Here is a 26743-nt window from a genome sequence, read left to right on the forward strand (position 1 = left end):
AGCGCGGCGAAAGAGAGGAATTTCTTAAAACTCTGTTCTGCGAAACACAGCGCGCTGTATTCGTGGCGCTTGAGCCTGCGCGTGGAATAAGGTGGTGGAGAATGATGATGACGCGCGCTGAGGCATTCACCGAAGCGGGATGAAGCCGCGCGCTGCAGGTCCCGCCGTTCGGGTGTTCACGCCGCTTCCGCGCTCGCGACGGGATGCGCTTGGGCGACAGGAAGTTCAAGGGTGAACGTGGCTCCCTTGCCGGGCCCATCGCTTACAACCCGAAGCTCGCCGCCCATTTCCTTTGCCGCATGCACGGCGCTGTGGAGGCCGAAACCGTGGCCATTCTTCTTGGTGGTGAAGCCGCGGCTGAAAATTCGGTCCATGTGTTCGGGCGGTATGCCGACGCCGTTGTCGATGACCGAAATCCTGACGCGACTTCCTGCGACGGTGGTGCGGATGATCACCCGGCGATCGCCCCGCATTGTCGCTTCGCAGGCATGTTTGGCGTTGCGGATGAGATTGACAAGAATCTGCAGGACCTGGTGCTTCTGCGTAGTCACCGCGGGCGCCTCCTGAAACTCGCGGACGACCTCGATGTGCTGGCCCGCAAGCCCGCTCCAGTTCATTCGCAATGCGTCCTCGACCAGTTCAATGGGACTGAGAACCTCCGTAACACAGGAAGTCCTGGCAAGATCCTGCTGCATCCGGACGATCTCCTTGATGTGCTCAATGTTTTTCTGCAACAACGCCAGTTCCTTCATCGCGGAGGCCTGCTCGCCAGCAAGATGCTTCGCGAGTTGTGCCAGATAACCCGGAATGAGGCGGGCCTTGCGATCCGTTGCAAAGAAGGCGGGGAGATCTGCCTCGTGGTGGGAGAGCAGATCGGCCACCTTGGCCAGATCGACCGACTTCGATTTTCCAAGGCTTTCGGCAAGGCACGCGGAGGCAATGTTGACGCTGTTGAGAACGTTGCCGACGTTGTGCAGGACGCTGGTCGCCACCTCTGCCATTCCGGCCTGCCGGGACGAACTGAGGAGTTCCTTGTTCAGTATTTCGAGGTTCGCTTCAGCCTGTTTTCGCGCGGTGATATCCCGATGCATGCCCAAAAAATGGGTCACCATTCCAGTGGAGTCGCGCAGCGGAACGATCTGCCATTCCGCAACGAATTCCGTCCCGTCCTTGCGGTAGTTGGTCAACTCTCCGTGGAATGACACGCCGCGGGCCAGGGTATCCTTGATGCGTTGAAGCGTGACTGGATCCGACTTCGGTCCTTCGAGGATGTGCGGCGTCTTGCCGAGCACTTCCGAGGCGTCGTAGCCGCTCATTCGAAGGAACGCCTGATTTGCAAAGAGGACGCGCGGCCCGTGCGGATGCAATTCTGAATCGGTGATGACAATGGCCTCGGACGCCTGTTCGACCGCGGCGCCCAGAAGCCGGAGGGACTGCTTGCGTTCGGTGATGTTCCTGATGAGAACCAGGATCTGCTTTTCGAGAAGGGGAACCAGGCGCGCCTCGTAGTGCGATTCATGCCCCTTCGCAACAGCGGAATATTCAATGCAGACCGGTTCATTGGTGGCGGCAACGTTCTGGATTGCTTCCGCGAACTTCGGCGCAACGTGCCTGAGCGGGGTGTCCTCGATCCTGCGGCTGATCCATTCCTGGCGGTCGAAATTCAGTTCGCCGTTGATGCCTGCCTTCGCGTCGAGGATTGTCCCGCCATGGTTGAGGCGAAAAACAGGATCGGGCAGCGCATCAAACACGGCCCTCATCTGCGAATTTGCATCAAGCAGCTCCTGCGAACTCAATTCCAGCGAGTGTTCCAACAGCGCCCGATCCGCATCAAAATCCCCATAGGCTCCGTTGACGCAACTGATGAACGCGTTCCATTCGGGCGGAATTTCGAAGGCGGGTCCGAAGTGTTGCCTGAGCTGCCTCGCAAGCAGTGTGTGCAAGGTCTTCATCTTTCGGTGAGAGTCGTGATGCTCATCGTCTGGTTGTGCAGTTCGCACTTCTGTCCCGGCGCAAACGGTGAGATTTCCCCATGCGAATAAAAGCCTGTCATCACGGCTCGTGGACCGAGCACTTCGCGCACGGCGTCCACTTCCTCCTCAACCCTTTGCTTCAACACCAGCTTCCGGCCGATGCAACTGAACAGAATTGCAAGGTCGGGTTCCGTCCCGGGCGCGTCACGCGATGTTTGCGCCGCATGGGCGGCACCGTCGATCAGGCGGTCGATATTGGCTTTCATGAGGCGCGCGTAGGCGCCTCCAGGAATATCCGCCGTGAACGTCAGGCTTTGTGTCGCTTCATCCACCGCCAGGAAGGATCGAACCACAGCGTTGCCGTTGGGTGTCGAGCGAATGCTCAATGGAAAATAAAGTCCCGTTCCCGGCAATCCCCTGGCCTGGTCGCCGAGGTATCGCTTGTAAAGCGCGAGGGCGGGTTGCCCGTCCAGCTCATAAAGGACGTTTCCGCTCGACCGCGTAATGAGTCGTTCAGGGCCGAAGGAATCCCATCCCCCCAAAGACCCGAATCCCACCGTGAGCCGCCTTCCATACAATCCGACCGCTGCAATCGTGTCTCTCGCAGGCACGCCGTCCCGGAACACCAGCGTCTCGCCCACGTGAGAACCTCCTCCAGCGAGCCCGCCCGTCAGCGTGACGCCGGGCGGAAGGTGCCGCATTGCTCCCGAAACAAACCGGCTGCCGTTGACGTTCAAACCGTCCGACAGCACAAGGACATGCGCGAGTGGATCTTCTGAGCCGTCGGGGTTGGGGATCGCGGGTGGAAGGCTTTGTGCAATTCGTTCGCCCGCGGCAAAACCTTCCCTGGCTTCGTCCAGAACGACTTGCGCGGTGCGGAATTGGGTGTGTTCAAAGCGAATGGCCGTGATGGTCACCCCTTCTTCAATCACCTGCGTTCCGCAAATTTCCGCGGCCGTCGAACAACCGAAAATGTAAGCCTTGGGATAAAACTCATGGATCGACTGGATTAATCGAGGATCGTCCATGCGCTCGGTGGACCCGAATACAATGGCCAACTGCATGCCCGGGTCCGTTGTCTCATGAGTCCAGCCTTGGGAGGCGTTCCAGTTTCTCTGTTCGATTTTCAAGTGTTCACCCTGATTTCATGGCGTCGTCACGGCAGATTCGACATTGCGCCCGACGACGCTTTGTTGCGTCGGTGATTCGATGGCAGTGCCTGATTTGCCGCCTGTGTGTGGCGACAATGCCGCTATATCGGGGGGACTGGTGTTCGCCAGCACACAGAAATTGCCAAAAGCCGACCCTAATTTAGCGGCTTCGAAGCGAGGTCCTTCAGGCCGCGATCGTTGCTGCGAAACCTCGCTGATCCGAGCGATCTATTCGGCTGTTGGGCTGCGGGGAGCGGCTGTGGCGCGAAGGTGCGCTATTAAGTCGGCGTTGCCAGCGCGAACAGCGTGCTGCAGCAACAGGCCGCGAGTCTCTGCAGATCCGTCGAAGGCCAGCACCTTGTCCGCGAGCGAAATGGCCCGGGCCACATCGCCCGCGCCCGCCAATGCCTCGACCCCTCCAATGCCCGAGTTGATCGCGAGCCTGCGCAAAGACGATTGAACGAAGTCGTTTGGCGCGCGTTCCTTCGAGTCCGTGGTGATGTGTGCATAGCGGTCAAAAACCGCTTCGGGTCGGCCTGACGCCACGTCCTTGTAGCGCCGCGCCGCGATGAACTGCTCCCCTGCAGCGTCAATAATCATTGCGCGGGCGGGATGTCCTTCTGGAAGTTCATCAAACAACGTCAACATTCTGGAAGGCGGTCCGGTTTTTTCGTTCAGCTGGAGCAGGGTATGTACATCGTAAGGATCCGGGTTGCCGCTGATGATCTTCTGTTCCGCTGCGTCACGGCGGGCTATCAGAGCGTCCCGGGCTGGCGCGTAATGCTTCGCCAATTCGCTCAATTGCATCAGGAGAAAACTGCTGCGCACGCCCGCGAACGCGCGGGATTGTCCAACACCTTCGTCGTAACACCATAGAAAGTGCTGCAGGGCTTCCGCGTGTTTTCCTTGTGCAGCAAGCTCTCGTCCGAGGGTGAAGCGCGCCATTGGATCGGTGCCTTTCTCCCGCTCATCGGGCTTGATTATTTGGGACGCGGCGGCGCGGGCGAGTTCCTGGTTTTCGCGCGTGAGCAGCCCGATCTCGCCCCGCAGCCGCAGCACCTCGGCGGCATCGCGACGCAGCTTTGCGAGTTCATCACTGTCTGCCTCCACGGCGGGCATTTCAGCAGACGCCGTCACAGGCGCCTCCTTTCTCACGAGTTCGTTTTCGTTGCGCAGCTCGGTGAGTTGCCTTTGTTGAACAACGACCGGCACGGCAGTGACAGCGACCAGCAGCAGCGCTGTCCCGGCAATTTTCAATTTGGTGAATGCCATAAGTTTCAAGGCGGTCTGGGTGAATAGAGGGGACGTTAATGCGAGACCCGAGCCAATTCCGGCTGCGCTGACGATCGAAGCTGCCAGTCCAGCTGGCGCGGCCTGCGGGCCGCTGGTTGAAAGCAGCGTCATGAGCGTTGCGCTTGAAACCGTGATGCCTTCGCTTGTGAATGTGTTCCTCAGCCGGTCCAGCGCGCGGGCGACGCGTTTTTGGGCCGCGTCTTCAGAAATGCCCAGCGCGCTGCCCACCTCTCTCAGCGTTTTGTTTTCGAAGAATCGCAGCAGCAACGGCAGTCGTTCGCGCTCGGGCAGTTCCGCCAGGGCCTGGTCGAGTGCAGGGGCGATGTCCTCCCAGTGATGATCCCCTGGTGGTTCATACAAAGTTTCCATGGCAGCTTTATCCCGTGCTTGGCGTCGTCGCTCTGAGCGCAAGGCTTCACGGGCAACAAAGCGGGTGGTGCGATATAGCCAGCCTGCAAGGATCGTTCCCGAGGATAATGAGGCGGCTTTTCGGGCAAGGAGCAGAAAGGTGGTTTGAGTCACCTCCTCTGCCAGCGAGGTATCCCTGACCTGACGCAACGCGGCGCCATAAACGAGATTCACATGCCGCGTGACGAGAATCTCGAAGACCGCGTCAGACGGTACGGCAGCGTACCGTTTCAGTAGTTCGTCGTCATTGAGGCTGTTCACCATTCATCCAAGTCATGGCCGCATCCCGCTGAAATCCGCCACGATTTCTTGAACAGTTTTGCAACGGCCTGGCCTTCCTGCCGGTTCCGTGTTCGTGCGTCGGGCTCTGGATGGCCGGATCATTCCAACAATTTCAGACGGAAGAACCTGTTGCTCGCCGATGGAGAAACGGGGACGGACTTTGCTGTCGAATTGATCGAAATGGCTCCTGGAGCCCGCGTCCAATCGGAGAATGCCGGATCGTCAGTCTGTTCCAGGATCGAAGGAATGGTCATCCGCGGCCACATGACATCCAGTTCCTCGCCTGATGTTGTGATGATCAATTCCGGCGCTGGAAGTGTCGCCGGGCTGAAAGCCATGAAGTTGGGCCCGGACAAGCCCCCGCTGCCCGGCACAACGAAATCGCCCAGATACGTACCGTCCACTCCGTCGAACCGGGCGATTTTGTGAGTGCTGTAGCTCGCCACGTACACGTTGCCGTCAGGCCCATGCACCAGGCCGACAGGCAGGCCAAGGTTCCCCTCGGTTGTGAATTCGCCCAGCCAGGCGCCATCGTGACCGTCAAATCGCTGCACACGATTGTCGTTGCCGCTCACCACCAGAAGCTCGTTGGTGGCTCCGAAGCGCAGTCCGAACGGCTGCGAGAGGTGATTGGAAACGATCACGCGCATGAGTGCGCCATTCGTCCCGTTGAATTGCATAACTCTGTTGCTGAAACGGCCAACGACGTACAGGTGTCCGTCTGGTCCAAATGTCATGTCAGAAAAACCGTTTGTGGCAGCGGAGTTTGTGACGAACGCATCCACAAATGATCCGTTTGTTGCGTTGAAACGAAGCACGCGATCGTTGAGCTGGCTGCTGATCCAAAGCATGCCGTCGGGCCGGAAAAGTAGCCGCACGGGATAATCGAGGCCCGCATCCGCACCGATGAACACATCCATGAACCCGCCGTTGGTTCCATTGTAACGCAGGACTGAATCGTTGCCCGCGCTCGCCACATAGAGGTTCCCGTCGGGACCAAATGCCAGGCCGTGGGGAAGGCTGAGCAGGTTGTTCGTATTGGGGACGATGACATCAATGAAGCTCCCATTCGTCGCGTTGTAGCGGTGCACCCGGTTGTTATCGAAATCGCTGACGAACAATTCTCCGTAAACACCAAACGGCAGCAGGAGCAATATAAACCCAACTAGCATCGGGGATTGCATGCGGTCAGCAGCTTAGCAGGCGGCCCAAATCTGCCAATTCAAGACTCCTCGCTGGTTCCCTCGATGCTCCCCGGACCATCACGCTCAACAGAGTTCATGGGTTCCTGTAATGCCGAAACACACTCCCCAGTGCCCCGGGCTTTTGATCCCAATTTTTAGAAAAGGTTTCTGTTCGTATGAGAACCATTGCTCTGAAGGGCCGCTGTTGTTGTAGCGGAATCCCTGGATCCACTGCCGATTTTGCGAATGGGCGTAACTTGACACGTCGGAGCTCCTGTCTAGCTTCAGTGCTCTGAATGACTGATTTAAACAAGGCATGCGCTCGGCTGCCGATCCCGTTCGTGGTGCTTTTCCTGTGCCTCGCCGCAGTCTCCTGCTCGCAACGTAAAGACGCCGCGGCTCCCGGCCGCAACCGTGCGCCTGTTCCAGTGGGCACAGCGCAGGCCGTCAGCGGTGACCTTCCTGTTGAAATTTCGAGCGTGGGCACTGTCGAGCCTCTCTTCCTCGTGACTGTGCGGCCGCAGGTGACCGGAAAAATCCAGGCCGTCCATTTCACCGAAGGCCAGGAGGTCAAAGCGGGCGATCCTCTCGTCACGCTCGACGCAAGCGCGTGGAACGCCGCACTGAACCAGGCGGTTGCAAATTTGCGACGCGCCGAGGCGCAGTTGCTCAACGCGCGGCTGGAGTTTCTCAGGACGAGCAATCTCTTCAAAAGCAACATCGCCTCGGAACAGGATTTTCAGACCGCCGAGGCGACGTTCCTTGCAGCCCAAAGCATTGTGAACGCCGATGCAGCCGCCGTGACCAACGCGATGGTGAGTCTCAGCTACACGGAAATTCGGGCGCCGATTGACGGCAGGACGGGAGCGTTGCAGGTAAAGGCTGGCAATGTGATCAAAGCGCCCGATGATGCCATTGTTACCATCGCATCGCTCAAACCCGCGCAAGTGGTCTTTGGCGTCCCGGAGCACCACCTGAACGCGATCCGCAGTCGGGCCGCGAATGCCTCGCTTGAGGTGCGCGCGTTTGCACCTGGAGAGACCGAGAGGCAGTCAATCGGCGAGCTGACCTTCATCAACAATCGTGTGAGCCCCGGCACAGGCACCATTCAGCTGAAGGCGAGGTTCGACAACGAAGACCTTACGCTCTGGCCCGGGCAGTTCGTGAATACCGTTCTCACGTTGAGCAACCTCGTGAATGTCACGTCGATTCCCAGCCATGCCGTGCAATCGGGGCAGAACGGCGAGTATGTCTTTGTCGTGACCGCTGATGGAGCCGCGGAGATGCGTCCTGTGAAGCCGGGAATTACTCACGCCGGGAAGACGGCGATTCTGCAGGGCGTTGCAGCCGGCGAAACGGTGATCTCTGAAGGCCACCTGCGCGTCACACCCGGCGCAAAGGTGGTGATCAAGAATAACCCAATGTCCGCCGCCTCCGTCACCCCAGCCGTAGCCGCGCCGTGAATATCTCGGAAATATTCATTCGCCGCCCCGTCATGACGTCGCTGGTCATGATGGCGATCCTCCTTTTCGGGATCGTCAGCTATCGGTACTTGCCTGTCAGCGACCTGCCGAACGTCGATTTTCCCACGATCCAGGTGACCGCCAGCCTTCCGGGCGCGAGTCCGGAAACGATGGCTGCGTCGGTCGCGACACCGCTGGAAAAGCAGTTCTCGACGATTGCGGGAATCGATTCGATGACGTCGGTGAGTTCACTCGGCAACACGCGGATCACGATTCAGTTCAACCTGGAACGGGACATCGACGCTGCCGCGCAGGACATCCAATCTGCGATTTCGAAAACGGGCCGGCAGTTGCCGCCGAACATGCCGGCGCCGCCCACGTACAACAAGGTGAACCCCGCGGACTCACCCATTCTGTTCCTTGCGTTGTCTTCTGAAACACTGCCGCTGTCGAAAGTGGATGAATTCGCGCAGACGTTCATGGCGCAACGCATCTCCATGGTTGCAGGCGTTGCGCAGGTGTCCGTTTTCGGATCGCAACAATATGCGGTGCGGATTCGCGTCGATCCCACGAAGCTCGCTGCGTACGGGATTGGCATCGATGAGGTGGCTCAGGCCGTGGAGCAGTCGAACGTCAATTTGCCCACGGGAACGCTCGATGGCGCGCGGCAGGCATACACGATCCTTGCCAATGGGCAATTGCGGGAGGCAAAGGAATATCGGCCCATCATCGTGGCCTATCGCAACGGCCAGCCGGTGCGCCTCGAACAATTGGGAAGCGTCCTGGACAGCGTGCAAAACGACAAGGTCGCAAGCTGGTTCAACAACACGCGCGCCATCGTCCTGGCGGTGCAGCGTCAACCCGGCGCGAACACGGTCGAAGTGGTCGATTCCATCCGCGCGTTGCTTCCCAGCATTCGTGTGCAGCTGCCCGCGTCTGTGAGCGTGGAGGTTCTGAGCGACCGCTCGCAATCCATCCGCGAATCCGTCCGCGAAGTGCAGTTCACCCTCATGCTGACGGTTTGCCTCGTGGTTCTGGTCATCTTCCTTTTTCTGCGGAACCTTTCTGCCACCGTGATTCCGAGCCTCGCGCTTCCGATGTCCATCGTCGGCACCTTCGCCGCGATGTACCTGATGGGCTACAGCGTCGATAATCTCTCCTTGATGGCGTTGACGTTGTCCGTGGGATTCGTCGTCGATGACGCCATTGTGATGCTCGAGAACATCATGCGTCACATTGAAGACGGCATGCCCCCGTTCCAGGCTGCGTTAAAGGGATCACGCGAAATCGGGTTCACGATCATCTCGATGACACTGTCGCTTGCGGCTGTTTTCATCCCCGTGCTGTTCATGGGAGGGATCATCGGACGGCTGTTGCACGAGTTCGCGGTGACGATTGCAGTGGCTGTGTTGTTGTCGGGCTTTGTATCGCTGACCCTCACCCCGATGCTGTGCAGCCGGTTCATTCGCCCGGCGCACGAACGCAAGCATGGACGCATTTACGCCGCGTCAGAGCGGTTCTTCGAAGGCTTTCGCGGCCTCTACGATCGAACGTTGGTCATCGTGCTGAGGCATCGCCTGGCGACGTTGATTCTGTCGCTGTTGGTGGTGGTTGCGACAGCTTGCCTTTTTGTCGTCACGCCCAAGGGCTTTTTTCCAGTGGAAGACACGGGCCAGATTTTTGGCTCAACGGAAGCCGCGCAGGACATTTCGTTTGAAGCAATGCGCGAACGGCAGCTGGCCGTGGCGGCGATCATCAGCGAGAACACCAACATCCTCAATTTCATGTCGTCGATAGGCGCGGGCGGGCCGAATGCGACAGCGAACAGCGGACGCATTTTCATGCGCTTGAAGCCGCTTTCGGAAAGGGACAGGAGCGCCGAGGAGATCATCCAGGACTTGCGTCCGAAACTCGCAACGGTGCAGGGCATCCAGGTCTACCTGCAGGTTCCGCCCCTGATCCGCCTGGGCGGCCAGTTAAGCAAGGGATTGTATCAATTCAGCCTGCAAAGCACGGATATGGCGGAGTTGCGCCAGTGGGCGCCGTTGCTGGTCGAACGCATGTCGGAACTCCCGGGGTTCCAGGATGTGACGAGTGATTTGCAGGTGGCGAATCCACAGCTCAATGTTCAAATCGATCGTGACAAGGCCGCGGCCGCGGGATTGACCGTTGAGCAGATAGAAAACGCGTTGTTCAACGCCTACGGCCAGCGCCAGATCTCCACGATCTATTCGGACGTCAATACCTACTGGGTCATCCTGGAGGTGGAACCGGGGTATCAACAGAATCCCGACGCGCTGTCGCAATTGTATGTGCGCTCGCAGAACGACCAGCTGGTGCCGCTCGGCGCCGTTGCCCGGCTGTCGCGGGGGGTGGGGCCCATGACGATCGCGCACGTTGGCCAGTTGCCTGCAGTTACTGTTTCATTCAACCTCGCGCCAGGTGTTCCGCTGGGATCGGCTGTCGATGAAGTGCGCCGTTTGCAGGAGGAGTTGCGTCTGCCAGCAACAATCACAGCCAGCTTTCAGGGATCGGCGCAGGTTTTCCAATCTTCAGTCCAGGGCCTTGGCGTGTTGCTGATCATGTCGATCCTCGTTATCTACATCATCCTGGGAATTCTCTACGAAAGCTTCATTCATCCGCTGACGATTCTTTCCGGACTGCCATCGGCGGGATTCGGGGCGTTGCTCACGCTGATGCTGTTTGGAATGGATCTCAACATTTACGCGTTCGTGGGCTTAATCATGCTGGTCGGCATCGTGAAGAAGAACGCGATCATGATGATCGACTTCGCGTTGGACGCACAACGTGAAGGCAAAACGCCCGCAGAGGCGATTTACGAGGGCTGCTTGCTGCGGTTCCGGCCGATCATGATGACGACGATGGCGGCGTTGATGGGAACATTGCCGATTGCGCTCGGGCACGGCGCGGGAGGCGAAGCGCGGCGTCCGCTCGGCCTGGCGGTTGTGGGAGGATTGGTGGTGTCGCAGTTGCTGACGCTCTACATCACGCCTGTGATTTATCTCTACCTGGAAAGCTTCCAGCAATGGATGCGCAAGCGCTTCGCGCGCAAGGAGCGGGCGGTTGTGGCCGAGCCCGCAGCCGTTTGAGCGTGCGCGAACCCCGATTGGCAGTCATTTCACACGACTGATTTGCGGTTGGCTCAATGATTATTTTTCAGGCTAAGGACCAAAGAATCCCTTGAAGCACAGCCAATCGCGGCTATAACGAAGCCGTCCCACTCGCAGAACCGGCGCGATGCTGCGCCGGGTTATTGCCGCGATTCCGTAATCAAGAAACTGCTTATGCAAAGGAACTCACCCAACCGGCTGCTCGCGCTTCTCTCGCTCGTTGTTTCCGCGGCGCAACTGTTCGCCCAAGGCACAGCGTTCACGTATCAGGGCCAGTTGAACGACGGCACAAGTCCCGCGAGCGGAATTTATGATTTACGATTTACGATCCATGATCTGGCCAGCGGCGGCGGCGCGCTGGGAGGCGCGGTTACCAACTCCGCGACGAGCGTTAACAACGGGCTGTTCACGGTCACGCTGAACTTCGGCGCGGCCCCGTTCAATGGCGCGGATCGCTGGCTGGAAATCGGCGTGCGCACCAACGGCGGCGGCGCATTTACCACCCTCAGCCCACGGCAGGCAATCACCGCAACGCCATACTCCATTCAGAGCGCCAACGCGTCCACAGCCGCGACGGTCAGCGGTTCTGTTTCGGTGACGCAGCTTGCGGGCACCATTTTGTCGAACAACATCGGCGCGGAGAGCATCACCACCTCCATGCTCGCGCCGGGCGCTGTGACCACGGGGGCGATTGCCGATGGCGCGGTCACGGCCGCCAAGATGGTCATCGATTCCAACTGGTTCGCCGCGTTGACGATTGCCAATCCCACGCCAGCGATCCAGGACCAATTCGGCAGTTCTCTGGCAGTCGTCGGGAACGATCGAGTGCTCATCGGCGCGTATCAGGACGACACGGGTGGATTCGATGCCGGCGCGGCGTATCTGTTCAACCTGAACGGCACGCTGTCGACGACGTTCACCAATCCCACCCCCGCGGAAGGCGACTATTTCGGCTACGCGGTGGCGCCCGTGGGAAATGACCGCGTCCTCATTGGAGCGTATCAGGACGACACGAGCGGAATGGACGCCGGGATTGCATACCTGTTCAGCACCAACGGTTCATTGTTGATGAACGTTACCAATCCCACCCCGGCAGCCGGCGACTTCTTCGGCTACTCGGCGGCGGCCGTGGGAAACGGCCAGGTGCTTGTTGGCGCGTATCAGGACGACACGGGCGCGGCGGATGCCGGGTCGGCGTATCTGTTCAGCACCAACGGCACCCTGCTGACAACCTTCACGAATCCCGCTCCGGCAATTGGCGATTCGTTCGGTAGCTCGGTGGCTGCGGTCGGGAATGACCGCGTGATGATTGGTGCGTTTCTGGACGACACCGGCGCGAATGGAGCGGGTTCGGCGTACCTGTTCAGCACCAATGGAGCGTTGCTGATGACCTTCACGAACCCCACTCCCGCGGCAGGCGACCGGTTCGGCGTCCGGGTGGCGTCGATGGGAAACGACCGCGTGCTCATTGGGGCATCCGACGACGACACGGGTGCAGGGAACGCCGGGGCCGCGTATCTGTTCAGCGTCAACGGCACTTTGCTGACCACCTTCACCAATCCCGCTCCCGCGGTGAACGATTATTTCGGCAGCGCGATAGCGCCAGTCGGGAGCGACCGTGTGCTCATCGGCGCATACTCAGACTCAGCGGGCGCGCCGGATGCCGGAGCGGCATATCTGTTCAGCACCAACGGCACGTTGTTGACCACCTTCACCAATCCCACGCCTGCCAACGGCGACTTTTTCGGGCTCCCTGTGGCCTCGCTGGGAAGCGACCGCGTGCTCATTGGCGCGTTTTCGGACAGCATGGGCGCATCGGATTCCGGAGTGATGCATCTGTTCAGCACCGAAACCTACGCGCCGGGACTGGTGGCGGACGCGGTGCGCAGCGGTTCCATTGGCGCGACCAGCTTCGACGCAACCATCGGCGTCTGGACGCGTTCCGGCGACAATGTTTTCCGTCCGTTTGGCAACGTCGGTATTGGCACCGCAACGCCGCAGCAAAAGCTGCATGTCATTGGCAACATCTTCGCCACCGGCTCTGTCACCGGTTTGAGCGACCGCAACGCGAAGCGCGACTTCGCGCCTGTGAACAGCCGCGAAGTTCTCGAGAAAGTTTCCGCGCTGCCCCTCAGCACATGGAGTTACATCGCCGATGACGGCGTGCGGCATCTCGGCCCGATGGCGCAGGATTTCCATTCCGCGTTTGGTGTAGGCATGGACGACAAAACCATTTCCATGCTGGACGCGGACGGCGTGGCGCTGGCCGCAATTCAGGGGTTGAACCAGAAGCTGGAGGAAAAACTTCAACAGAAGGAAATGGAGATAGGTGAATTGAGCCGGCGGCTTGAAGCGTTGGAGACAATCATTCGCCGCCAAACTCTCCACCCGATCCACTCGAACGAAACCGAACCATAAAAGGCCGCACGATTTCCGGAGCGCCGACTTTCAGTCGGCTTAAGGCTCAAATTCTGGCTGACGCGGATGTGGCGTGCGGCGCTGGTAGTCCTGTGCGGTATGGCTTTCAGTCTTCAGCGTTCCAGCGCTTAGTTTGAGAATCATCCGGGTTCATTCTTGGTTAAGAGATTTGCCCATTCGTCTACCTCCGCGATCTCTGCGTCCTCCTGTTCAAGGTCCTGTTTGCCCACGGATCAGTAGAAGAATCGGTAGCCACGAATCACACCAATCACGAAATCCAGAGGTACAGTCCCGACAATTTTGGGAAAACGGGACGGTGCTCCAAATCAGACAACCGCAGTTTCGCAATGGTGATCTTGGTGGTCTTGAGTGACTTTCGGATGAGCTTGCCGCGAATGCGAATTCGGGCATAGTAATTTTCCGATGGCCACAAGGCCGGATTCAATCGCGTTTCGCACTGGATCCAAATGCGGATTCATCGGTTGCGCCCGTAGCTCAGTTGGATAGAGCATCTGCCTTCTAAGCAGAATGTCGTGGGTTCGAATCCCGCCGGGCGCACCACTTTCAAAGGCCATCAGTAATTCAAGGTGAGAATTGTTAGCTCCTGGCCGCCTCCCGGGGATTTGAAACGCACTGTATCGCCCGCTTTGCTATTCATCAGGGCTTGCGCCAAGGGTGAAATTGAACTGATTCGCCCTTGGTCAGGTTCAGCCTCGTCAGGACCGACTATCTGGTAGGTTTCTTCCTCGCCGTCCCGATGCCGGACCCGCACTGATGCGCCGAATCCCACCTTGCCAGAATCGGTGGGAGGTTCTGCAACGATCACCGAATCCAAAACCTGCTGTAAACGCTGAACGGCTGTTTCGATCCGGCGCACCCTGGCGATGCTGTCGTTGCTTCCGATGTTTTCCCCAGTCCCCAGAGCTCGTTTTTCTTCTAGCAGAGCGTTTGCCTGTTGTCGTAAGCGGTCGGCTCCATCCTTTGTGATGTAACGCTTTATCCCGGGCTGAACCTGCAGTCGCAGCGGTGTGATTTCGTCACCACTCGCTCCATCGGATTCACGCGTAAACGCTTTGCTCACGCCCAATCATAACCCCTGTCTTTTCCCACATCAACAAGTCCGCCGGAGGGAATGTCCGAGCGCGGATCTCATTCACAACGCGCACCGTAACCGAAGACGTTTCTTTTCGGGCAACGATCAGGTACACGCAGCGTCTCGGTTGAGTTTGAACCCCGAGTTTACAGCAACTTTCGTCAATCATATCCGCGGCCTGGATTCCGGATTGCATTCGCAACGCAATTTTTTTAGCCATTGCGCCATGAAATCCACCCGTGGCTTGTTTCTTTGGACTTGTGTTTTTTCGCTGACGGCAGGTTTCCATGCTTCTGCCCACGAACCATTGCCGCCTCCCGATGTTCCCGCTGATCCTCCGCCCGTGTTTTCGCTCGAAACTTTGGGCGATATCGTCGTCGGTTCTTGCAATGGCAATCCCGTTGCCGTCCATTTTCCAGTCCCGCGAGTCACATCCGCGTGTGCCGACATCAACACAGTTGTCTGCGAGCCCGAATCGGGAAGTTTGTTCCCGCTCGGAGTTACGGTGGTGACGTGCTGGATGACTAACGCGTGCGGCGAGAGCGCGACCAACTCCTTCACCGTCACAGTGCAGCGCGACGGCGCTTCGCCCACCATCGAATGCCCAGCCACAATCGTCGCGTACGCAACGTCGGATGCGGGCGCGGTGGTGGACTATCCGCTGCCAGCCGTAACGGACGATGGCGATCCAGCCCCCGCGCTTTCGTGCACGCCTCCTCCCGGCAGCATGTTTGACCCTGGTAATACGACCGTGACGTGCACGGCGGTCGATGCGTGCGGCAACGTGGCAACCTGTTCGTTCGTGGTTGAAGTGCGCCCGCCCGAGTTGCGCATCCGCGCCGAGGTGGATGCAACGGGCGGCGCCGGGCCTGTGGTTGTCGAAGCAAAAGGCTTTGACGCATTGGACACCACAACGGATCTGCTGGGCGAATGGCTTCCACTTGCAGGCAGTACCGTGGTTGAGCCGCCGTCGCGAACGAATGTGTTTTATCGTCCACCGTTGCTGGAGGGCGCTGTCCGGGCGCCCGGCCCGCTGGGGGAATTGGCTTACGTCTCCGTCGGGCCGCTCGCTGCTTATTCGACGCCCGGCTTCAACCCGGCACGCGGGCTCACGGATTCCCAGACGCTCTTCGGGGTGAAGATTCTTTCCGGCGATTCGGGTGGAACCGCCAATCGCTGGTCGGGTCCCCAGAACATGCCCTTCACGTTTTACTTCTTTGGCCGCCCGTACAAACAGTTCCGCGTCAGCAAGAATGGATTGCTCACCTTCTCCACCAACATCGTGACTGGAACGGAAGGTCTTTCCTATTTCAACTTCAGCGCGGCGGGACCTAACTCGCTCACCAACCGCCTGCCGCTATGGACGAATGGGTTTGCGGTAGACAACACCGTCTTCGGCCTTGCGGGTCGTTACGTGACGCAATCCAGTTCGGACGACGTCTTCGGTTATCTGCACGGATCGCCGCCGTATCGCCAGGCGTGGATCGTCTTCCGCCATCCAAAGGATCTGTATGGCCAGACCGTGACAGCGATCGTCCTCGAGGAGACGTCGAACCGCATTTTTATCATGGACATGGACACCGACGCGGCGGGCGATTCCACAAGCCGCCTTGTTGCGGGCGTCCAGGGAGAACTCAACTCGTTGCGCGAAGTGCAGCAGCCTCCTGCGTCGCCGTTCATCCAGCTCGTATCGCGCAATGGCAGCCTTGCCGACAATGCAGTGTATTTGTTTCATCCGCACATTCTCATGGGCCAGGTGAAGGGGCAGGCAGCGCCGCAGTTGATGACGGCGACAAACCTGGACCGTTACATCACGGAACAGATGCGGCAGGCGAATATTCCCGGCATGACTGTGGCGATCAGCCGGAACGGGCGGCTGATCCTCAACAAGGCCTACGGCTACGCGAACGTTGAGAAGCGCGAACTGATGCAGCCGTATCATCGCGCGTGCATAGGGAGCGTGTCGAAGATGTTTGCCGCCTTTGCGATTGAAAAGCTGATCGATGACGGCGTGATTGCCAGTTTGAACGAATGGCCGTATGCGCCGAGCCGAATGGGTAAACAGTGGTTCTGGGACGGCGTGAACGAAGGCATTACCAATAACATTCACACCAACTTCAGCAACGCGACCTTTCTGGCAACTCTCACGAATGTGACGCTGCGACATCTGCTCAGCCACACCGCGGGGTTTGCCAACCGCAACGATGACCTCGGGGCTGCGAACGCGTATGCGGACGGTGATTACACGCAGCTCACACCCCAGCAGCAGGTGCGCCGCTTCATCGCCACCCAGAGATTGATCACCAATGGCGTCGCCCTTTTATCCGCCTACTCGAATCCGAGTTTCAAGCAGCTGGGCGTGTTCGTGGAGGAAGTGGTGGGCGAGTCGTATGAATCGTGGATTCTCGACAACCTGTTGATCCCTGGGGGGGCGCCATTTGCCCGGTTGATGCGCACGTACGAGAACGAGGAAACGTTCCGCGACGCGCGGCGATATCTCTATTACCCGGCGGGTCGCGTGCCCAATTCGTCGCCCGTGATATTGCGCGCCGATTCCCCATGGGGCAACAGCCGCATCACAGGCGCGTGGGGACCTGTCACTTACGGCGACGCGATTTACGCGAACGCAGCCGACGGGGCTGCAGGATCGCTGACTGCAACCGCGCATGACCTGGTCCGTTTCATGGCGGCGATCGATGGCATGCCAAACAAAACGGACATCCTTCCACCCGAGCGTTTCAACGAACTGGAACAGCGATTCTTCCCGGCTGTGTCGCAGGGAATTGGCTGGGATAATGTGAGCGTCAGCGGCAATTCGGTGTGGAAGAACGGCAACATCAGTTACGGCGCCTCGCACCTCGTGCGATCCACTACAGCGGATCGGTTGACGGTTGCGGTGGTTTCAAACACTGGCGCGAACGTGACGACACTCGGCAACACGTTGTTCAACATCGTGCGGGCGGTCCCGCCCATCAGCCCATTCTACGACCTGTTTCAACTGCCAGTCATGCTGCCGTAGGAACCGCAGCCGTATCGCTGACTTCCAAATCGGCACCGCGTTGGATGGTCCAGGTGCGCCGGGTTCCTGTCAGCGGTACAGCATGCCCAAGTCATGGCCCGAACGCCGCATTGGTGGTTCCCCACCAATGACTCCAGCGCGCGTGATCGATGCTGTTGTACGGATTGATGTAAGTGCGGATCACCGTATTCACGTTGGTGTTCCCCAACAGGAACTTGTCCAGGAACGCTCCCACTTCGGCATCAATGCTGGGCGTGGTGGCGCAGTGGCCGTGCCCGCCAATGTTGTTGAAGCCGAAACGATCGCCGATCCCCCAGGTGTTGTAGATCTTCTCCACGGCGCGACTCGCAACGTAGTGCGACGGATTGCCGAGCCACGTGAAGTCCGGGTTGCCAGTGACAAACAAAGCGCGTGGCGCAACCATCGCCATCAGCATGTGATGATCAATCGGCAGCCTCGAAACATTTGCACCGCTGAAGGCGAACATTCCTTCGCTGAACCAATTGTGATCCGTGTTGCTGATCTTCTCAACCGTGCCTGCCGGTTCGGTTTCGTTGTATCGCCATGAATTAGCGCCGCCTCCGCCCGATTCCTGCGCTATGGTCAACGCGATGCGCTCGTCAAATGCGCCCGAGAAGAGCGCCATCTTGCCGGCATAGGAGCAGCCTGTTACCGCTATCGCCCGAATGTTGATGGGCAGCGCATCCTGCACCATTTCAAGCCCGTCGATGATTCGGCTGACGCCCCAGGCCCATGCGCTGTATTGGCCGCTGTTATCGATATTAAGATTTGGATACAGCTGGTAATACGGATTCGTGTTCTGCGGGTTGCTATAGGTTGTCACCTGGTTGTGGCTGAACGTGATGCGTGCAATGTCGCGGCTCGTAAAGAGGTTCGCCGGGATGCTTCCACTCGGTGTGTTCATTCCAATCACCGCCGGGAATGGGCCGTCTCCCGCCGGAAGCAAAACCGCGCAGGTCAGCGTCAGTGTTCTGGGGAGGCCTGCGACCATGTTCGTAATCCGCACAGTCAGTGTTCCATTGGTGGCGGTGATGGCGTTGTAGCTGGCGAACACGTTCGTGCGATCGACGGACGGCTTGGGTCCGATCTCGTAATTCTCCACCTGCGCCTTGATCTCGGCGCGACGGTGGCTCCAGTCATAGAAGCTGGTGCTGCGCGTTCCCACCATGTTCAACGGATCGGAAGCCCAGGCGAACGGGTCGGGAAGAGGTTGAATGATCGGCAGGTTCGCAAGCGTGGGCAACGGAGGCGCGGGAAAATTCGTGCCTGTGAATTCCACGGAATAAACCAGCGGCGGCGTGTCGAATGGCGTCGCCGTGACCTGCGCCGAATTCGGGCTCTCGCCGAAGTTGTTGAACGCGGCTATCACGTAATAATAAGGCATCGCATTCGTGACGTCGAAATCCACAAAACTCGTCGTCGTAACGTTCGTGATCGCCGTGTAAGGGCCGCCGTTTATCGTCGCGCGTTTCACGGTGTAATTCGTGCCACCCACTGCCGCAGTCCACGTCAGTGAAACCTGCGCATTGCTCGCAACCGCCGTCAGACCCGTCGGCGAAAATGGGGGCAGTTCCGCAGGGGTTGCGCTCGCTTCGAGCGCATTGCCGCTTTCACCGTAAACATTCACTCCCGAGACGGTGAAATAATACGTTGTTCCATTGGTCAATCCCGTATGGACAAAGCTCGTTCCTGCGATGTTGGTAACGGTGGTGTAAGGCCCGCCGCTCGTGGCCGCTGCCTTGACCAGGTAATTCGTTGCGCCGGAAGCAGTGCTCCATGTCAGCCAAACCAGGCTCTCGCCCGGAGTTGCAACCAGATTCGCGGGAACCACCGGCGGCTGCGGCGGAAACGGCGTTGCACTCCGCTCCACGGAATCCGCGCTCTCGCCATCGAAGTTCAGCGCCGACACGACGTAATAATAGGATGTGCCGTTCACCACGTTTGTATCGATGAAGCTCGTTATGGTTCGGTTGGTCAGTGTCATGTACGGTCCGCCGCTTGCGGTGGACCGCTTGACATTATAGCTGTGCGCGAGAGGCGACCCAGGCCAGCTCAGCGCCACCTGTCCAACCCCGGCTGTCGCCGTCAGGTTGCTCACAGTAACCGGCGGCGGGGTGACATCATGAATCCTATAAAACTGCTGCGAGTCCGAGGGCGTGTTCGTGAGACTTACAAGCCCGAGCGTGTTGGCCGTGCTGGTCTGCATTGCTATCCAGGCCACTGGCGGCTCAAGGCTGTCTGTGCGTTCCCAGGAGTAGGACCGTCCTGATGTTCCAGAGTAAGTCACGCTCACGTCGCCGTTCGGCAGCAGCAACGGGAGAAGAAGCTGATTGGCGATCAACTCATACCCAATGCCGTCAAGCCACGTCCGCGTGTCCGACCCAGTCTGGTTGGGGTCGGGGCCAAGAAACACCGTGATGTTCGTGTCATAAACCCGTCCCAGCACCGGTGTCATGAGCAGGCGCCGGTTGCCTTCTGAAATCATCACGGGCGTGGTGAAGGGATTAGGTGAAAGGTTGGTGCTGTAAATGGTCGTTGAATCTGTGGTGCTCGCCCATAACCGCCTCACGCCGGGCGATCCCTGCCGATAAAACGGCAGCGGCCCCGGGTAATCCGTCAATGCCGCGCCCGCGGTCCAGGTCGGGCTCGTATCCGTCCAAAACAATCCATAGACATTGTAATACTGGCCAGGCGGAGGCTCAGGCACGGCAATGCTGGTCTTCAACCTCGCCGCATTGGTGTCCGCGAGGGCGTTTGCTGCGTTTTGGAAGATCGTGGCCAGATTCCCAAATGCTCTGCGGTCCCAAATCCCATCGTTGGCCAGCGCTGTTTGTCCGTTGAATGCAGTCCATGGCTGCCACTGCCCGTTCGTGAATGTCGTGGTGTTTCCAGCAGGGCCGTCAGTTATGTCGACATAGGTAATGGCTGCCTCGGCGGTGCTGACGATGCCAATGGCGGCGCAGAGGGCGAGTGCTTTGATGCGGTTTGTGATCATGCGAATTTAGAGTTGATGCGCGCGCGTGGAGGCGCATCGGGATTGCGGAAGAGAGGCATTCCGCAGGAGAGTAATGACGCGCCTGACGACGATCCACTGTTGGACTGGTGGCCACTCTAACCTGCGAGAAACTCAAGGCAAGGGCTGAACCATGGATGATTCTATGTTTCGGACGCAGCGCAGCTTTCCGAGCGTGCCCACGCTCCGCAGCAGCTGCTACTGGGGACGCCCTGAAAGAATAGACATGGAAGTCGCGCTACGTCGCGCACCGCAAAATGCGATTCCGCAAAAAGCAAAAGGCCGTCTCCAGTGAGACGGCCTCTGTAGGATTGACGACGCTTATTTCCGTTTCGCCATGAACGCGAGGCCGGCCAGCGCTGATCCCAGGAGCATCACGGAACTGCCACCATCCGGAACCGCTGCTGTCGGGGGCGGCGGAATTGTTCCCGTGGAATTCACGACGACGTTGATGGCCGCACGGCCGATTTCAACATTGTTCTGAAGAAGGGCGAGCGCGAAGCTGTACTCACCATTGGCGTTCGGATCGAAGGCAGATGATCCGAAAACCGAATCCATGCCCAGGTTCCAGGAGTTCTGGGGATCCATGCTCAATCCCGTCAACAGGGATGGCGCGACGGCCAATGAGGTGGTCACGTCGTTGTCGAATGCCGGGTTCTTGTCGTAGTAGAGCCGCACGGAAAAACCTTTTGTATTGAGGAAGTTCACGTTCGGGTTGATGTCCACGAAAAACCCGACATTCCATCGGGAGTAATCCGGATTGGAATTGCCGCCGCTGAATGTGTCACCTCCACCGACAGCGTAGAAAGTGCCTGCCCCGTCGTTGGCAGGCGCCGGATTGGAGTAGCGCGCATGGGCCGTAAGGCCGAGCGTGATGTTGTAGCTCCCGCTGGTGACTGAGGTGATGGCCACCGCGTTGTTCGGAATTCCCGAGCCGCCGAATGTCGCACCGCTCAAGGTTCCAAAGGATGTGTATGTGGGATCGACCTGGATCGCCATCGCGGAAGCGCAGGCCAAGCTCAAGGTTCCAATGCTGCAGATTATGTGTCTCTTCATCTAGTTATAGTTCTTAAACCGCCCCGTACATCGGCCACGGCAACTCCTTTTTAGCTCGCGACGTGCCATGCCACTGATTCCGTGCGGTTCTGCGCAACGGAACTCGCAAGAGCTTGACGAAGAATAACTTGGAGAGCTGATTGTTTCGAAGATCGGATGGCACCGGAAATCCTCAATCGATGAAATCCGTAAAGCGCGGCGACATCGAGTCGGGCGATGAGCAGGTCGAATGGAACTGCGAAAGTCATAACATGCCGCACGGCGAGAAAACCCCGGTCGGCAAATGTTCCGAGCCAATTCGTCCGCAGTTATCTCGATGAAGCCGTCGGAAAACTGCGGACGCCGCAGTCTCTGGCCATGCAATCCAACTCAAGAGAGTTCACTGTGCGAACAAGCGGAAGAATCTGGAACCCTGTGCTGCGGGCACTGTCATCGTCTGTTCCATCCCCGCAAAAACAGGCAAACCCGCAACGTTCTGCCACGTGCCCACAGAAAGGTTTGTTCGCGATTGAAGCGTAAACCCAGAGATCGCAGCGGGCCAGCCGAGTTGAATCGAGTTGTTCGCCGCGGCACGCATGTTCAGGTAAACCAGGGCGTTGGTCGAAATGACGTCGATCTCGCCTCCGACGACAAACACTTCCGTTCCGATGCCATTGTCGAGCCTCGTCATCCAGCTGAAGGTTCGCGCATTAGCGAATTGCGACAGGACTGGTGGTGTGATGGGAAGCGCCGCGGCGTCGTAAGCGGTTTTCGATGGATCACTGAAATAGAGCGTGAGCGTCGGGACCACCATTCCAATCCGGGTTGAAACACCGTCCACAATGATGTCGGAGCTCCCCGATTCGATCGTGAGGGAATCATTGTTATTGAACTCATTGTAGACTCCCACGTACCCGCACGTGGTGTGTGAAAAATGGGAGGCATTGGTGATCGTATGGCCGCCGATCTGCACCAGCATCGAAAAGTCGGATGTGTTGGTGAAATACGCGTCGAGAACATCGCCCGCGGGAAAGGACACGAACAACGATTGGCCGACACGTGCCGGATCGTAGGTGACGCGGCCGCTGAATGGTGTGCCTAGCGCGACACCGGCTGGCAGGGAATTCGAAGGATTTCGGATGTTGTTGACCGTTCCCTGGAACCAGAACGTGACAGGCGCGGCGTGCGCTCGCGAGACCACATCGCCAAGCGTCAGCAGCAGCAACGCTGCAAAAAAGGCGCGAACGGGCGGCGCGATGAGGCCACGGGCGTTAAGAATGACGCTTGGGGTGGAATGTTTATCCATCGAGGTGGGGGAATGCATGAGCCCGTTGTAGCATCGGACGTTCAAACCACCAATACGCCCATGGTCGCACCTGCGCCACAAGGGCGGGGCATTGCGGCCCGATGTCTCCGCCGCGTGAGCGATGCTGCGTTGCAAAATGGACATTGCTCCAGGGGCCGCAGCTTCGGATAGTTGGTTCCGCCCGCTGATTCGCAGAGCCGCCGCAGCGCGGCCAGTTTACCAAGGCGCGTTGGCAGCGTTAATAGACGCGAATAATCTCGGCAGTCTCCACAGCGACAGGGCCGAGCAGCCCGGATTCCAGCAACGGAGATTCTTTGGTGTAGTGACGCCAGGTGCTGAAGGTCAGCCGGCCCGTCGGGCTCGGTTTTCCGTCAACCACCCATTGCGGCACGGCTGTTAGTTCTTCGCCTTTCCATTCAGCGTCACCCGGCAATTGTTCGTCGCCAATAATCCTGTTGGGCCACAGATTCGTTACCTTTAACACAATCCTGTTTGTGCCTGCCTTCGCGGCTCGCGTGATGTTGACGCGGAATGGGGGCTTCCACAGCACACCCAACTCCTTCCCGTTCACGATTACCTCGGCAAAGTTTTTCACGCTCCCGAGGTTCAGCCACAACTCCCGTCGCCCAGCACGTTGAGCGGCGGAGAGTTCAAATCCATTCTCGTAAGTGGCGGTTCCCGAAAAGTAACGCACCCCAGGTTCGCTGCGCCCGGTCCACGAGCCGAGTTTGTCCCATGTGATCATCGGCGGAGCGCCCCACCCAGGAGGGAACGTCAAAGTCCAGGACCCGCTGATCTCGAACGGCGCAGGCACGTTCGTGGCTTCGGCGTGCAGCACTTTGCCGTTGGCGGTTTTCATCGAGACGTGACCGTTCGTCCAGGCTTTCACCGCCAGCGAGCCTTCGGCTGATACGCCCGGCTCCCATCGCGCTGGCAACGCTTCGACAAGATGATCCGCCCCCGTTGCGAGCTGTCGAAAGACTACGAACACGGATCCAGCCGGGTCGAAGTCGAGTTTTACGTGCGTGCGGCCATCGTTCTCGCTCCAGACGGCTGCTGTTTCGATTCGACCCGTGTCGGGATGCCAAAGTTCGGGGACCTTTCCGTTGACGCGGAAGGTGCAATCGGCGGAACTGGATTCGCGACGTTGGTTCGATACGAAATAAATATGGGCAGTCCCATCGACCCGATGCGTATACGCCAGGTTCGTGCCGGCTGACCCGCCGCTCACTTCAAAATCGGGTTTGAGCTTGCACGAAACGAGAATCTCCTCGAGAGATTTTCCCCACACCACGCGGCCTTTCCCCAACGGGTTCTCAAGCACCGTTTTGCCATCGCATGGTCCCCATATTTCATCGGCGATTTGTTTCACCTGTGCATCACAACGGGGATAATCGTCGAGGCTGGGCGAATGCTGCGGACGGGGGCCGACCACCGTCAAACCCGCACGAATCAAATCACGCAGGCGACGCACCATGCGGGGCGTCATGTTGGCGTCATCGGGCGGAAGAATCAGAACGGCATAGTTTGCACCACTCGCGAGCACCAGCCGGCCGTTCAAGACTGCCGCGCCGCGCAGCAATACATCCGCGTTCACGGCGTCATAGTCGTAACCGGCGGGCAGCGGCGGGTTGCCCGCGCGCATAACGACAGGAGCGCTCTCCCCCACGAAATACGCCGCGTCTGCCACAGTGCGGCCCTGTTGCAACAGAAACTGACAGCGCGAGAGGTAATCGATCCATGCCTTGCCCTGGTTCCACCAGGTCGCAGTGGGTTCGAAGTTGATGCCGAATGGTCCCATCGTCATCCCCGGCCAGCGGTTCGTCCACGGCTGCATTGCGTATCGATGAAACACAAAACGATTTATCCCCTGGCAGAACATCAGATCGCCCAGCGGTTTCAGCGAGTAAGGATCATTCTGCCAGCGCCCGTCATTGGGCCATCCCGTGAATGATTCCGCGGCAACGATTGATTTCCCATAGATGTGCGCCAGGGATGCGGTCATCTTCACCGAAGGATCGCCCTGGCTGCCCGTCCAGAATTCACCCATCACAACGTCAGCGGGCGCTCCCGAAATCAGGGATTCAAACGGCCCGGTGTAGGGTTCGATTTCGCTGATCAAACCATTTTGCCGGCAGAGGTCAGCGAAGTGCGCGAAATAATTTTCGGCAAACAGATCCGACACCGTTTTGCGCATGTCCCAGAGAAATCGTTCGGTAACCGCGGGACTCTCCACCACGAATCGGTTGAACGCGGGCAGGAATGGAAGCGGATCATACCCGCGGCGCTTTTGGAATTCCTCCCGAAATTTCGGGCTCCAATCCTGGGTGCCCACTTCATAACTGTCGACCAATGCCGACACGAGCGTCTTGCCAGCCAGGGATCCGATCTCGTCGAGGATCTTCTTCATGAAACCTTCCCAATGCGCATCGAGGCCGGTCTTGGTGAGTTTATCGCATTCGAGCCCGAGGCCTTCTCTGGGCGCAGGGTGATTGTTCACACCGATGGGCGTGTAGCCGAGTCGCAGAACGATCCAATCGCCAGACGGGACATCCCATCGCAGGCGGCCGTCAGCATCCATGTTGGTTGTGAGATTCAGGATCCCGTCGCGGGGAATTGCCGTGTTGCCAAACGAGACCGTCGCGGGCGGCGGTCGGACAAATGTGCGATACGCGGAGGTCTTGCCGATCGAGCGGATCGCAGCCAGCTCATTTGTGTCGGCGGGGAAGACGAGCGTGTCGCCCTCGCCCACGGTGACGCTGGCGGCCTGCCCATCGAGCGAGAGTTCGACGCGCAATTGCTTGACGGCTCCCGGCGCGGGATCGCCGCCGAGGTCGATGTTATTAACGCCGACGGATTTCCGGCCGTCCCGAACCATCTCGTTGAGCCGCGAGGTGACGTCCGCAACCCCTCCGAAATCCGGCTCATACACGGCACGCGTGATCTCCAGTTTCGCTGCCCTGGCGCCGGTGGATTGTGCAGCGACCGGGGGCGCTTTGAAGGCAAGCACGCCGATGTCGTGGTAATAGCCGAGGTTGGCAGGGGGCAAAGGCAGAACGGCGTCGAAACGATGCGGCCCGGCAATGCGGGCTTCGCTCGAAGTCAGGCGCTGCATTGCGTTCGTCACAGTGTTCCAGGGTCCGCCGCTGCTGGACCAGCCCGCGCAATTCATGATGCCGAGTTTGAAATCCAGGCGTTCGGCTTCCTGCACGGCGAACTTGAAATGCTCCCGCCATTCCGGACTCATGAACTTCACCGGACCTGCGGGGATGCTGCAGTCGACGTTAAATATCGTGGCGGCGCCGAGGCCGATCTGCTTCATCGCCTCGAGGTCGGCGGTGATGCCTTCGCGCGTGACATTGCCGTTCATCCAATGCCACCAGGTTTGCGGCCTGGCGGATTCCGGCGGGTTGACGAATGCCGATTCGAGCCTGTCCGCGCCGGACGCGGCGAGGCCTGCAACCATCACAAGAGATGAAAGCAATTTCCGATCTGCCAATTTCCTGTTCCACATGATTTTTAAACTCAAACTTTGAACTCCGAATTCTAATTCTCCATTCTGAATTCTGCATTCTGACGTGTCGGTTCATTCTGCCCGCAAATGGGAAAATAGTCTAAACACGGGTGGCACCCAAGAACACGGAATTCACGGACTCCCTTCTCGCCGCGCACGATTCGCGAGAAGGCTGAAGGAGTGTTCGTCGGGTAACGATTGTTCGTCTCGTGTTGTCAGCCGCTCCCTTTCCTTATTGGGTATACACTGCCTGGGAGCGGACCCGCCGGGAAAGAACTGGCCTGAATTGCTCGGAGATCGCCTCAAACCCAAAGTCAGAAATGTTTAGATTTCCGCTGCTCTCTTTCGTGTGGTTCGTGTGATTCGTGGTTAACTTCCTTTCTTCAATTCGCGTAAACCCATTCTCCCCCGTCCCATTTGGCTACCGGCTCTGGCGCGG

13 protein-coding genes and 1 tRNA gene are annotated in these 26743 nt (G+C 58.8%); 5 read left to right on the forward strand and 9 right to left on the reverse strand.

Going from position 1 to position 26743, the window contains the following annotated elements; genetic code table 11:
- Positions 1-176: 176 nt before the first annotated feature.
- The 4 genes from VEH04_18955 to VEH04_18970 form a co-directional block, all read right to left on the reverse strand.
- Entirely contained in the window at positions 177-1952 is a 1776-nt protein-coding gene (locus VEH04_18955; GenBank protein HYG24853.1) for a PAS domain S-box protein, read from the reverse strand.
- The gene (locus tag VEH04_18960; protein HYG24854.1) at positions 1949-3037 is read right to left on the reverse strand and encodes an FIST N-terminal domain-containing protein; all 1089 of its coding nucleotides are present in this window, start codon (positions 3035-3037) and stop codon (positions 1949-1951) included. Before VEH04_18960 ends, VEH04_18955 begins: the two co-directional genes overlap by 4 nt.
- A 315-nt stretch (positions 3038-3352) precedes the next feature.
- On the reverse strand, positions 3353-5089 hold the full coding sequence (locus VEH04_18965) for a sigma-70 family RNA polymerase sigma factor (protein ID HYG24855.1): 1737 nt from the start codon (positions 5087-5089) through the stop codon (positions 3353-3355).
- A 116-nt stretch (positions 5090-5205) separates the two neighbouring features.
- Positions 5206-6291, reverse strand: coding sequence for an NHL repeat-containing protein (locus VEH04_18970; GenBank protein ID HYG24856.1), 1086 nt, complete (start codon positions 6289-6291; stop codon positions 5206-5208).
- A gap of 296 nt (positions 6292-6587) precedes the next feature.
- On the opposite strand from VEH04_18970, the gene VEH04_18975 reads away from it, so the two are divergent.
- The 4 genes from VEH04_18975 (at position 6588) to VEH04_18990 (ending at position 13864) form a co-directional block, all read left to right on the forward strand.
- Entirely contained in the window at positions 6588-7754 is a 1167-nt protein-coding gene (locus tag VEH04_18975; protein ID HYG24857.1) for an efflux RND transporter periplasmic adaptor subunit, read from the forward strand.
- Positions 7751-10864, forward strand: a complete 3114-nt coding sequence (locus tag VEH04_18980) for a multidrug efflux RND transporter permease subunit (protein HYG24858.1) — start codon at positions 7751-7753, stop codon at positions 10862-10864. The genes VEH04_18975 and VEH04_18980 overlap by 4 nt, the downstream gene beginning before the upstream one ends.
- Positions 10865-11059: 195 nt before the next feature.
- Positions 11060-13303 carry a tail fiber domain-containing protein gene (locus tag VEH04_18985; GenBank protein ID HYG24859.1) on the forward strand — a complete coding sequence of 748 codons (2244 nt, stop codon included), beginning with the start codon at positions 11060-11062 and terminating at the stop codon, positions 13301-13303.
- A gap of 484 nt (positions 13304-13787) precedes the next feature.
- Positions 13788-13864 (forward strand) — tRNA-Arg (locus VEH04_18990).
- 13 nt (positions 13865-13877) lie between these two features.
- Here the strand turns inward: VEH04_18990 and VEH04_18995 are convergent.
- Positions 13878-14384 carry a GreA/GreB family elongation factor gene (locus VEH04_18995; protein ID HYG24860.1) on the reverse strand — a complete coding sequence of 169 codons (507 nt, stop codon included), beginning with the start codon at positions 14382-14384 and terminating at the stop codon, positions 13878-13880.
- 238 nt (positions 14385-14622) lie between these two features.
- Here VEH04_18995 and VEH04_19000 point away from each other — a divergent pair, with 238 nt between their 5' ends.
- Positions 14623-17415 carry a serine hydrolase gene (locus VEH04_19000; protein ID HYG24861.1) on the forward strand — a complete coding sequence of 931 codons (2793 nt, stop codon included), beginning with the start codon at positions 14623-14625 and terminating at the stop codon, positions 17413-17415.
- Positions 17416-17506: 91 nt separating this feature from the next.
- Here the strand turns inward: VEH04_19000 and VEH04_19005 are convergent, their stop codons facing one another.
- From VEH04_19005 to VEH04_19020, 4 genes are all read right to left on the reverse strand, one after another.
- Positions 17507-20431, reverse strand: coding sequence for a hypothetical protein (locus tag VEH04_19005; GenBank protein ID HYG24862.1), 2925 nt, complete (start codon positions 20429-20431; stop codon positions 17507-17509).
- Positions 20432-20770: 339 nt separating this feature from the next.
- Positions 20771-21505, reverse strand: a complete 735-nt coding sequence (locus tag VEH04_19010; protein HYG24863.1) for a VPDSG-CTERM sorting domain-containing protein — start codon at positions 21503-21505, stop codon at positions 20771-20773.
- 379 nt (positions 21506-21884) lie between these two features.
- Complete coding sequence (locus tag VEH04_19015; protein ID HYG24864.1) at positions 21885-22808, reverse strand: hypothetical protein; 924 nt, start codon at positions 22806-22808, stop codon at positions 21885-21887.
- A 220-nt stretch (positions 22809-23028) separates the two neighbouring features.
- Complete coding sequence (locus VEH04_19020; protein ID HYG24865.1) at positions 23029-26304, reverse strand: glycosyl hydrolase; 3276 nt, start codon at positions 26302-26304, stop codon at positions 23029-23031.
- Between the last annotated feature and the right edge of the window lie 439 nt (positions 26305-26743).

The organism is Verrucomicrobiia bacterium (assembly GCA_035629175.1).
Classification (GTDB): domain Bacteria; phylum Verrucomicrobiota; class Verrucomicrobiia; order Limisphaerales; family DASXHY01; genus DASXHY01.